Below are 11,360 nucleotides of genomic sequence, written 5' to 3'. Positions count from 1 at the left end.
ATATAGTAATACTAAGCAAATATATATTTATGTATATTTAATTTTAATTATTATAATATTTTTGTCCATAGTGCTAGTTAGAAATTTTCCATTTCAAAAACTATATAATTTAGCAATTCAAAAAGATAAATAAAAAGATAAATCCCATCTCCCTAAGATAGGAGATGGGATTATTTATTAAAATGCTACTTTTTCAGCTAAGAATGTTTCTAATTCTGAAATAGGCATACGTACTTGTTCCATAGAATCTCTATCACGAACAGTTACTTGGTTATCTTCTAATGAATCGAAGTCGAAAGTGATACAGTATGGTGTACCGATTTCATCTTGACGACGGTAACGTTTACCAATTGATTGAGATTCATCAAAGTCAACAGAGAATTTAGCGCTTAATTGTTCGAAGATTTTAATTGCTTCTTCTGATAATTTTTTACTTAATGGTAACACTGCAGCTTTATATGGCGCTAAAGCAGGGTGGAAGTGCATAACCGTACGTGCATCTTTACTTCCTTCTACACCTTCTTCTTCATATGCATCACATAAGAAAGCTAATGTAACACGGTCAGCACCTAATGATGGTTCAATACAATAAGGAACGTATTTTTCATTAGTTTCTGGATCATGATATTTGAAATCTTCACCTGAATGTTCACTATGTTTTTTCAAGTCAAAGTCTGTACGACTAGCGATACCCCAAAGTTCGCCCCAACCAAATGGGAAACGATATTCGATATCTGTAGTTGCATTAGAGTAGTGAGATAATTCTTCCTCATCATGGTCACGTAAACGCATGTTTTCTTCGTTAATATTTAAGTCTTTTAACCATTGGCTAGCAAATGTTTTCCAATAGTTTTGCCATTCGATTTCTTCACCAGGTTTACAGAAGAATTCTAATTCCATTTGTTCAAATTCTCTTGTTCTGAAAATGAAGTTACCTGGAGTGATTTCGTTACGGAAAGATTTACCAATTTGACCAATACCAAATGGTAATTTTTTACGCATAGAACGTTGTACATTTTTGTAGTTTACAAAAATACCTTGAGCAGTTTCTGGACGTAAGAAAAGCTCATTAGTAGAGTCTTCAGTTACACCTTGGAAAGTTTTGAACATTAAATTGAATTGACGAATATCTGTCCAATTTGCTGTACCACTAACAGGACAAACAATGCCTTCGTCGTCGATGATTTTTTTCATTTCATCGAAGCTTAAGCCATCAGCAATAAAGTTTTCATCGCCTTTTTCTTTTTGCATGTAGTCTTCGATTAATTTATCTGCACGGTAACGAATTTTACTATCTTTATTATCAATCATAGGGTCATTAAAATTACCTAAGTGACCTGATGCTTCCCAAGTTTTAGGATTCATTAAGATAGCAGCATCAATACCAACGTTAAATGGTGATTGCGTGATGAATTTTTGCCACCAAGCTTTTTTAACGTTATTTTTTAATTCAACACCTAATGGGCCGTAATCCCAAGTGTTTGATAAACCACCATAAATATCACTACCAGGGAATACAAATCCTCTGTGTTTCGCTAATGATACGATTGTATCCATATCTTTAACCATATAATCTCTCCTTTTTAAATAAAAAACGCCCCAAGACAATAAATAAATGTAAAATCACATTTATTATTATCTTGGGACGAGTTAATTGATTTATCTATATAAAAATAATATAGTTTAAACTAATTTTTAACCCGCGGTTCCACCCAATTTAGTGTAGACACTCGCTTTTATGAATTTAATGATTAGGCCAAGTTATGTTGTTAAGCTCACACCGTCCTTAACTCGCTTAATAATAGTTTAATTCATTGATGATTTATAAGCAAGGATTTGTATGCATTTGTCGGTGTATAAATAAATAGGTATAATAGAAATGAATTCAAAAGGGGTGAAGACCTATAGAACTGAGTAAACGTCAAGAACAGATAATCGAAATTGTTAAAACTGGTGGCCCAATCACTGGAGAGCATATCGCTGAAAAATTACAACTTACTCGTGCTACTTTACGACCTGACTTAGCTATTCTTACAATGTCAGGATTTCTTGAAGCTAGACCACGTGTTGGCTATTATTATTCTGGTAAATCAAAAAATAAAATTTTGAGTGATCAATTACGTCAATATATCGTTAAAGATTATATGTCACCACCTGTAATCGTGAAAGAAGACATGAGCATTTACGATGCTATTTGTACAATCTTTCTTGAAGATACAGGAACATTATTTATTACTAACGAGAATAATGATTTTATAGGTGTTTGTTCAAGAAAGGACTTATTACGTGCATCTATGATTGGAGAAGACATTCATACAATGCCTGTCGGTGTTAATATGTCTCGAATGCCTAATCTTACTTTTTTAGAGGAACACGAATTAGTCATTTATGCAGCAGACCAAATGATTGAAAAAGAAATCGATTCTATCCCAATTGTTAGAAAAAAAGAAAATAATAAGTATCAAGTAGTAGGTCGTATTTCTAAAACAACAATAGCGAAATTATTCGTATCATTATTTAAAGAATAGGTGGTATAACGATGGAAGATATAAAGATTATCATCGCATCCGATTCGATTGGAGAAACTGCAGAACTTGTAGCAAGAGCATGCGTTTCTCAATTTAATCCCAAAGAATGTAAACACGAGTTTTTAAGATATCCATATATTGAGACATTTGACAATATCGATGAGGTTATACAAGTCGCAATTGATCAAGACGCTATTATAGTTTATACGCTTGTTAAACCAGAGATGAAAGATTATATGGAAGAAAAAATCGACAATCATCAACTTAAATCTGTAGATATTATGGGTCCTTTAATGGGACTATTAAAAGATTCATTTAATGAAAATCCATATAACCAACCTGGCAGAGTTCATCGATTAGATGACGCTTACTTCAAAAAAATAGATGCCATTGAGTTTGCGGTTAAATATGATGATGGTAAGGATCCTAAAGGCTTACCTAAAGCAGATATCGTGTTAATAGGTGTTTCAAGAACATCTAAAACGCCATTATCTCAATATTTAGCACATAAAAGTTATAAAGTTATGAATGTGCCAATTGTACCGGAAGTCACTCCACCAGAAGCTCTATTTGAGATAGATCCTTCTAAATGCATTGCACTACGTATTAGTGAAGATAAATTAAATCGAATTCGTAAGCAACGATTAAAACAGTTAGGATTAAGTGATTTAGCTAGATATGCAAATGAAGCGCGTATCAAAGAAGAAATTCAATTCTTTGAAGACATTGTTGAAAGAATTGGATGTCCAGTAATTGATGTTTCTGATAAAGCAATTGAAGAAACTGCGAATGATGTACTTCACATTATTGAACAACAAGCAAAATAATTTTAATTTTTAAGCGATAAAGGTATAATATTATGACTAATATTTAATAGGTGATTTATTTTGCGAATTGAACAGTCAGTTATTAATGAAATAAAAGAAAAAACAGATATTCTAGATTTGGTTAGTGAATATGTGAAATTAGAGAAAAGGGGACGCAATTACATTGGTTTGTGTCCTTTTCATGATGAAAAAACGCCATCTTTTACAGTTTCAGAGGATAAACAAATTTGTCATTGTTTTGGTTGTAAAAAGGGCGGAAATGTTTTTCAATTCACTCAGGAAATTAAAGACATTTCATTTGTTGAAGCAGTTAAAGAGCTAGGTGAACGTGTTAATATTCAAGTTGATGTTGGTAATACTAGTCAGCAAACTACGCAAATTGCTTCAGATGATTTAAGTATGATTGAAATGCATGAAAGCATTCAAGAATACTATATGTACGCCTTAATGAAGACGGTTGAGGGTGAAGAAGCGCTTAATTATTTAATGAGTCGTGGATTTACTGAAGAACTTATTAAGTCGCGTGGTATAGGTTATGCACCGAATAGCTCTCATTTTTGCCATGATTTTCTAGAGAAAAAGGGCTATGATATTGAATTGGCTTACGAAGCAGGTTTATTATCACGAAACGAAGAAAACTTCAGTTATTACGATCGCTTTAGAGACCGTATTATGTTTCCGCTAATGAACGCGCAAGGCAGAATTGTTGGCTATTCCGGACGAACTTATAATAATCAAGAACCTAAATATTTGAATAGTCCTGAGACACCCATTTTCCAAAAAAGAAGATTACTCTATAATCTAGATAAAGCTAGAAAGTCTATTCGTAAAAATGATGAAGTGATACTACTTGAAGGATTTATGGATGTTATTAAGGCAGATTATTCCGGTCTTAAAACTGTAGTCGCAAGTATGGGTACTGCTTTATCAGATGAGCATATTACTGTGCTTAAAAAGCTCACTTCTAATATTACCCTTATGTTTGATGGGGACTTTGCAGGTCAAGAGGCTACGCTTAAAACAGGACAAACCTTGTTACAACAAGGGCTAAATGTGTTTGTTGTACAGTTACCTAAGAATATGGACCCAGATGAATATATCACAAAGTATGGAAAAGAGAAGTTTTTAGAATTTGTTAATAATGAGAAAAAGTCATTTATTTTATTTAAAGTAAATAGTCATAAAGACGAAATTAATAATAATGACTTAGCTTATGAGCGATATCTTAAGGAAGTGACGCAAGATATCGCAATGATGAATTCTTCTATTTTACAAAAGAAAGTGGTTCAAGATGTAGCTGATATATTTAACGTTGACCCAAATACATTAAATAATGACGTTAATTATCAACAACAATATATACCGAATGATGTCTATTATCCATCTGATTATGATAATCAGTATAGTGATTATAATGCACCAGATATCTCGGCTATTTTCACGCATCTTAATAAGCAAGAAAGAGCGCAGCGTGCTTTGCTTAAACATTTTATGAATGATAAAGATATCTTTTTAAATTATCAAAAGGACCTCGAAGATGAAGATTTCACTAATAAATATTTCCAAAGTATTTATCAACTTTTAAAAGAATATTATGCTGAAAATGATAAATACGCGATTAGTGATATCATCTTATATGTAGATGATAATGACGTGCGAGAAGCAGTGATTGCCTTGGATAATTATGAATTAAATAATGAACCCTATGATAACGAGATTGATGATTATATTAAAAGTATAAATGAACATAAATATGAAGATTCAATTGAAGAATTAAATCATAAATTGCGTGAAGCCTCACGCATAGGCGATGTTGAAATGCAAAAATACTATTTAGGACTAATCGTAAATAAAAATAAACAAAGAATGTAATAAATGGGTTTTATAAATAAATAAGACTAAAAGAAAACCCTTCTCAATCGAGAAAACAAAATGTGTAATAAAGGGAGTTTACTATCTATAAATGAGCAAATTACGCATGAGTTACCGAAGAGAGAACGGGTTTGACTTTAGTATGTTATATTGAAATATTTTAATATAGTATTTCTATTTAATAACCATTATTGTATAATGGTTATTATGCGCTTTTAATGGGTAAATATGTACCATAAATTAAATAAGAATCAACTTTATCTAATTAAATTTATTTCACAATATATTATTTTGAATTGCTACATGTTAAAATTATTGTGAAATTTTATTTATATTTTTTCTATTATATTGAATTATTATAGAAATAAACCCTTAATTGAAAGTTTATATTAAAATTGGGAGGCCTTTTCATGTCTGATAACCAAGTTAAAATTAAAAAACAAACAATTGATCCGACATTAACATTAGAAGATGTTAAAAAACAATTAATTGATAAAGGTAAAAAGGAAGGTCATCTTAGCCATGAAGAAATTGCTGAGAAGCTACAAAATTTCGACATGGATTCAGACCAAATGGATGATTTCTTTGACCAATTAAATGATAATGATATCAGTTTAGTAAACGAAAAAGATAGTTCAGATACGGATGAGAAATTAAATCCGAATGATTTAAGTGCCCCTCCAGGTGTTAAAATTAATGATCCAGTAAGAATGTATCTAAAAGAAATCGGACGCGTTAATCTTCTTAGTGCTCAAGAAGAAATCGAATTAGCTAAACGTATTGAACAAGGTGATGAAGTGGCTAAATCACGCCTTGCAGAAGCTAACTTACGTTTAGTTGTAAGTATCGCTAAAAGATATGTTGGTCGAGGCATGTTATTCTTAGATTTAATCCAAGAAGGTAACATGGGTCTTATTAAAGCAGTTGAAAAATTCGACTTTAGCAAAGGATTTAAGTTCTCAACTTATGCAACATGGTGGATTAGACAAGCGATTACACGTGCAATTGCAGACCAAGCACGTACTATTCGTATCCCAGTGCATATGGTGGAAACAATTAATAAATTAATCCGTGTTCAAAGACAATTATTACAAGATTTAGGTCGTGATCCAGCTCCTGAAGAAATTGGGGAAGAAATGGATTTACCTCCTGAAAAAGTACGTGAAATTCTTAAAATTGCTCAAGAACCAGTATCACTTGAAACACCAATTGGTGAAGAGGATGACAGTCATTTAGGCGACTTTATCGAAGACCAAGAAGCACAAAGTCCTTCTGATCACGCAGCGTATGAATTATTAAAAGAGCAGTTAGAAGATGTATTAGATACGTTAACTGACCGTGAAGAAAACGTTCTACGCTTAAGATTTGGTTTAGACGATGGTAGAACTCGTACTCTAGAAGAAGTAGGGAAAGTCTTTGGCGTAACAAGAGAACGTATCCGTCAAATTGAAGCCAAAGCACTTAGAAAACTTAGACATCCAAGTCGTAGTAAACGTCTTAAAGATTTCATGGACTAATCATCGAATTTAAAATTTGAATTGACCAATTTAAAGATGAATTAAGCTCTTATAAATCTAAATATGACTCGGATATAAAAATTAGAGGCTGAGATAAAATTAAGTATCTCAGCCTTAGTTATTATGTAGGCAGTAGCTGACTGATTTAAATATGCACTCCAATTAAGCTTTATTCAAATCTAGTCATCTTTGCTGGGGTGAGACGACGAAATCTTTTTAATAAATTAGGATTTCTGTCTCACTCCCTTTTTATAGTAAAAGGAGTTTATTATGATTAATTTAAATGAAAGATTAAAAGCTGTAAGTCGATATTTATTACCTGGTATGATGGCAGATATTGGCTCAGATCATGCTTATTTGCCTATCTACGCACTTCAAAATAATCTTTGCCAAACTGCTATAGCAGGTGAAGTGATTAAAGGTCCTTTTGAAGCTGCACAAAGAAACGTAACAGAATATCAATTTAACCACTTAATTAATGTTCGTTTAGGCGATGGCTTAAGTGTGATTAATCAAGCTGATAACGTTCAAAATATTACTATTTGTGGCATGGGCGGTCCTTTAATTGCTAAAATTTTAAATGAGGGTAAGGATAAATTAGAGAATCATCCTCGTTTAATTTTACAAAGCAATATCCAAACTGAAGTATTACGTCAAACATTACAAAGTTTGAATTATGAAATTATTGCAGAAGAAATTATTGAAGAAAAAGGTCACATATATGAAATAGTTGTAAGTGAATATAACGATAGTATTGAACACCTAAATAAATTTAATTTAAAATTTGGTCCTAAATTAATTGAAAATAAAACATCTATTTTTTACAAAAAATGGCGTAGAGAATTAGAGGCATTAGAACACATTCGTAAACAATTGAATTCAGAAGTTCATCATGAGAGACTTAAAGAGATAGAAAATGAAATTTCATTGATTAAAGAGGTGCTAGATGATGAAAATTAAGCAATTAATGTCTGTAATTAATAAGAATGTTCCTTTAAATACTGCGGAAGAGTGGGATAATGTAGGTCTATTGATTGGAAGTAATGATAAGGAAATCACTGGCATATTGACTACCCTAGATTGTACTGATGCAATAGTAGATCAAGCAATTATGAAAGGATTTAATACGATAATTGCTCACCATCCCTTAATTTTCAAAGGAATTAAAAATATTACTGATGATGGATATGGAAAATTAATTCGTAAAATTATTTCTAATGATATACAGCTTATTGCTTTGCATACTAATCTTGATAATCACGTTGACGGCGTTAATGAAATGCTTGCTCAAAAATTAAATCTGCAAAATATTAAATTTTTAAATAATGAACAAGAAACGTATTATAAAGTGCAAACTTATATTCCAAAAGAAAATGTTGAGGACTTTAAGGATAGTTTAGATCGTGCCGGTCTAGCACAAGAAGGCAATTATGAATATTGTTTTTACGAGTCAGAAGGAAGAGGACAATTTAAACCAGTCGGAAATGCTAATCCTCATTTAGGACAAATTGATAGTATTGAATATGTAGATGAAGTAAAAATAGAGTTTATGATTAAAAATCATCAACGATTTTTAGCTGAGAATACAATTATTGAAAATCATCCGTATGAAACACCAGTTTATGACTTTATAAAAATGACTAAAACTGCTAATTATGGTCTAGGAAAAATTGGAGAAGTTGCTGAACCATTAACAATTAAAGACTTTGTAAAACAAGCGAAACAACAACTTCAAATTCCTAGCGTCAGATTCGCTGGTGATGAGAATGCTATTATACGCAAAGTAGCAATTATTGGTGGTGCTGGCATTGGCTTTGAACAAATGGCTTCTGCAAAAGGAGCAGATATCTTTATTACTGGAGACATTAAACATCATGATGCTTTAGACGCCAAAACGGATAGTATTAATTTACTAGATATTAATCACTATAGTGAATATGTTATGAGAGATGGACTTAAAGACTTATTAAATCAATGGTTGTTTGAATTCAGTGTTGATTTTAAAATTGAATCCTCTGATATTAATACTGATCCTTTCACTTATATGTAACACTAAAAAATATACTACAAGAATGATACAAGGAGGCAAAATCGATGCCAAATCATCCATTTGAATTATTTAATTTAGATTCAAAATTAATCGATGCTGTTAAAGACCTTAATTTTGAAAAACCAACTGAAATACAAAATAGAATTATTCCAAGAATTAAAAAGGGTGTTAATCTAATCGGTCAATCACAAACCGGTACTGGTAAATCTCATTCCTTTTTACTACCTTTAATGGATTCAATTAATCCAGAAATTCAAGAACCCCAAGCTATTGTTGTGGCACCAACACGTGAATTAGCACAACAATTATTCCAAGCTGCTAGTCATTTAGCAAAATTCAAAACTGATGTAAAAGTAAGCTTGTTTATTGGCGGTACGGATATTGAAAAAGATAAACAACGTACTAATATTCAACCACAATTAGTTATTGGTACGCCGACACGAATCAATGACTTAGCTCAAAGTGGCCATTTACACGTGCATTTAGCATCATATTTAGTAGTGGACGAAGCAGACTTAATAATTGATTTAGGTTTAATCGAAGATGTAGACTACATCGCAGCTCGCTTAGATGACGACGCAAATATTGCAGTATTTAGCGCGACAATTCCGAAATCGCTTCAACCATTTTTAAATAAATATTTAAATAATCCAGATTTCGTAGTTGTTGATTCAAAATCTCAAAATAAGAAGAATATAGAATTTTATTTAATTCCTACTAAAGGTACAGAAAAAGTTGAAAAAACACTGCAATTGATTGATATATTAAATCCTTATTTATGTATCGTATTCTGTAATAGTAGAGACAATGCTAATGAATTGGCTGATTCACTCAATGAAGCTGGCATTAAAGTCGGTATGATTCATGGTGGTTTAACGCCTAGAGAGCGTAAACAACAAATGAAACGTATTCGTAATTTAGACTTCCAATATGTCATTGCTAGTGATTTAGCATCTCGTGGTATCGATATTGAAGGCGTAAGTCATGTTATCAACTTTGATGTCCCTAATGATATTGATTTCTTTACTCACAGAGTCGGTAGAACAGGCCGCGGCAATTATAAAGGGGTAGCTATCACAATGTATAGTCCTGATGAAGAACACAATATCTCTTTAATTGAAGATAAAGGCTATCATTTTGAAAATGTAGACGTTAAAAACGGCGAGTTAAAACCGATAAAAGCACATAATGTGAGACGTAAACGTGAAAGAAAAGACGATCACTTAACAAATGAAGTAAAACATAAAGTAAGAAGTAAAACTAAAAATAAAGTAAAACCAGGTTATAAAAAGAAATTCAAACGTGAAGTTGAAAAAATGAAACGTCAAGAACGTAAACAATATAGTAAGCGTCAAAATAGACAACAAAGAAAGAATAATAAAAAAGGATAGGTGAATAGCATGTTAATTGGTTCTCACGTATCAATGAGTGGCAAAAAAATGTTAGAAGGTTCTGCTGAAGAAGCACATAAATACGGCGAATCCACATTTATGATTTATACAGGTGCACCTCAAAATACTCGCAGAAAAAGTATTGAAGACTTAAATATAGAAAACGGCCATAAAGCAATGGAACGATATGGATTATCTAATATCGTAGTTCATGCACCGTACATTATTAATATTGCAAATACTACTAAACCTGAAGTATTTGAATTAGGCGTAAACTTTTTACAAAATGAAATCGAACGCACGCAAGCTATCGGTGCTAAAGATATTGTTTTACACCCTGGTTCTCACGTTGGTGCTGGTGCAGATAAAGGTATCGCACAAATCATTAAAGGATTAAATGAAGTACTTACACATGATAATGATGTGCGTATTGCACTTGAAACTATGGCTGGTAAAGGGTCAGAAGTAGGCCGTAACTTTGAAGAAATCGCACGTATCATTGATGGCGTGACACATAACGATCGTTTATCTATTTGTTTTGATACATGTCATACACATGATGCTGGCTACAATATTAAAGAAGACTTTGATGGTGTATTAAACGAATTTGATAAAATTATTGGATTAGATCGAATTAAAGTTGTGCATGTTAACGATAGTAAAAATGAACAAGGTGCTCACAAAGATAGACATGAAAATATTGGTTTTGGCCATATTGGATTTGATGCATTAAGTTATGTTGTTCATCATGATACATTCAAAAATATTCCTAAAATCTTAGAAACACCATATGTTGGTGAAGATAAGAAAAATAAAAAACCACCTTATAAATTTGAAATTGAAATGTTAAAATCACAACAATTCGACCCAGATTTAAAAGATAAAATTCTTCAACAATAAAATATGATTTATTGTTGTGACAATTAAGAAGAAATTAAGTGTTAGCACTTAATTTCTTCTTTTTATATTATAAGTCGTAAACATTACTATTTACAAACTAAATCAATAATTGTATAGTATTAAACGAGGTGAAATCATGAGCCAACCCGTATTTGAATTAAAAAATATTGATTACTTTTTTGATAATAAACAAGTGCTTGAAAATATAAATATAAAAATAAATAAAGGTGATTTTCTTGCAATAGTAGGACCAAATGGGGCAGGTAAATCTACAT

Annotated in this window: 10 protein-coding genes; 9 read left to right on the top strand and 1 reads right to left on the bottom strand. The window is 31.6% G+C overall.

Annotated features, from left to right (window positions below; genetic code table 11):
- Nucleotides 1-177: 177 nt before the first annotated feature.
- The gene (locus CD127_RS08070) at nucleotides 178-1,569 is read right to left on the bottom strand and encodes a glycine--tRNA ligase (RefSeq protein ID WP_103299102.1); all 1,392 of its coding nucleotides are present in this window, start codon (nucleotides 1,567-1,569) and stop codon (nucleotides 178-180) included.
- Nucleotides 1,570-1,904: 335 nt separating this feature from the next.
- On the opposite strand from CD127_RS08070, the gene ccpN reads away from it, so the two are divergent.
- The 9 genes from ccpN to CD127_RS08025 all read left to right on the top strand — a co-directional run.
- Nucleotides 1,905-2,528: a transcriptional regulator CcpN gene (gene ccpN / locus CD127_RS08065; protein WP_103299101.1), complete on the top strand. Its 624-nt coding sequence runs from the start codon at nucleotides 1,905-1,907 to the stop codon at nucleotides 2,526-2,528.
- An 11-nt stretch (nucleotides 2,529-2,539) separates the two neighbouring features.
- Nucleotides 2,540-3,355 (top strand): pyruvate, water dikinase regulatory protein, encoded by an 816-nt coding sequence (locus CD127_RS08060; protein WP_103366352.1) that lies wholly within the window; start codon nucleotides 2,540-2,542, stop codon nucleotides 3,353-3,355.
- Between the two features lie 60 nt (nucleotides 3,356-3,415).
- Entirely contained in the window at nucleotides 3,416-5,227 is a 1,812-nt protein-coding gene (gene dnaG, locus CD127_RS08055; RefSeq protein WP_103366351.1) for a DNA primase, read from the top strand.
- A gap of 410 nt (nucleotides 5,228-5,637) precedes the next feature.
- Entirely contained in the window at nucleotides 5,638-6,744 is a 1,107-nt protein-coding gene (gene rpoD / locus CD127_RS08050) for an RNA polymerase sigma factor RpoD (RefSeq protein WP_103298679.1), read from the top strand.
- 270 nt (nucleotides 6,745-7,014) lie between these two features.
- Complete coding sequence (locus CD127_RS08045) at nucleotides 7,015-7,704, top strand: tRNA (adenine(22)-N(1))-methyltransferase (RefSeq protein ID WP_103366350.1); 690 nt, start codon at nucleotides 7,015-7,017, stop codon at nucleotides 7,702-7,704.
- Complete coding sequence (locus tag CD127_RS08040) at nucleotides 7,694-8,794, top strand: Nif3-like dinuclear metal center hexameric protein (RefSeq protein ID WP_103366353.1); 1,101 nt, start codon at nucleotides 7,694-7,696, stop codon at nucleotides 8,792-8,794. Before CD127_RS08045 ends, CD127_RS08040 begins: the two co-directional genes overlap by 11 nt.
- Before the next feature lie 44 nt (nucleotides 8,795-8,838).
- Nucleotides 8,839-10,185 carry a DEAD/DEAH box helicase gene (locus CD127_RS08035; RefSeq protein WP_103366349.1) on the top strand — a complete coding sequence of 449 codons (1,347 nt, stop codon included), beginning with the start codon at nucleotides 8,839-8,841 and terminating at the stop codon, nucleotides 10,183-10,185.
- 9 nt (nucleotides 10,186-10,194) lie between these two features.
- The gene (locus CD127_RS08030) at nucleotides 10,195-11,085 is read left to right on the top strand and encodes a deoxyribonuclease IV (RefSeq protein ID WP_103366348.1); all 891 of its coding nucleotides are present in this window, start codon (nucleotides 10,195-10,197) and stop codon (nucleotides 11,083-11,085) included.
- Nucleotides 11,086-11,221: 136 nt separating this feature from the next.
- Nucleotides 11,222-11,360: ATP-binding cassette domain-containing protein (locus CD127_RS08025; protein WP_142381310.1), on the top strand; the 139-nt coding region annotated here is incomplete at its 3' end.

The sequence above is a fragment of the Staphylococcus petrasii genome (assembly GCF_002902565.1).
Lineage (GTDB): Bacteria > Bacillota > Bacilli > Staphylococcales > Staphylococcaceae > Staphylococcus > Staphylococcus petrasii.
Note: the sequence above shows the minus strand (reverse complement) of the source record. Positions and strands in the feature narration are given on the sequence as shown.

Coding starts and splice junctions, on each gene's coding strand:
- CD127_RS08070 (WP_103299102.1), bottom strand. CDS start 1,569: ATGGTTAAAGATATGGATACAATCGTATCATTAGCGAAACACAGAGGA.
- CD127_RS08060 (WP_103366352.1), top strand. CDS start 2,540: ATGGAAGATATAAAGATTATCATCGCATCCGATTCGATTGGAGAAACT.
- rpoD (WP_103298679.1), top strand. CDS start 5,638: ATGTCTGATAACCAAGTTAAAATTAAAAAACAAACAATTGATCCGACA.
- CD127_RS08045 (WP_103366350.1), top strand. CDS start 7,015: ATGATTAATTTAAATGAAAGATTAAAAGCTGTAAGTCGATATTTATTA.
- CD127_RS08040 (WP_103366353.1), top strand. CDS start 7,694: ATGAAAATTAAGCAATTAATGTCTGTAATTAATAAGAATGTTCCTTTA.
- CD127_RS08035 (WP_103366349.1), top strand. CDS start 8,839: ATGCCAAATCATCCATTTGAATTATTTAATTTAGATTCAAAATTAATC.
- CD127_RS08030 (WP_103366348.1), top strand. CDS start 10,195: ATGTTAATTGGTTCTCACGTATCAATGAGTGGCAAAAAAATGTTAGAA.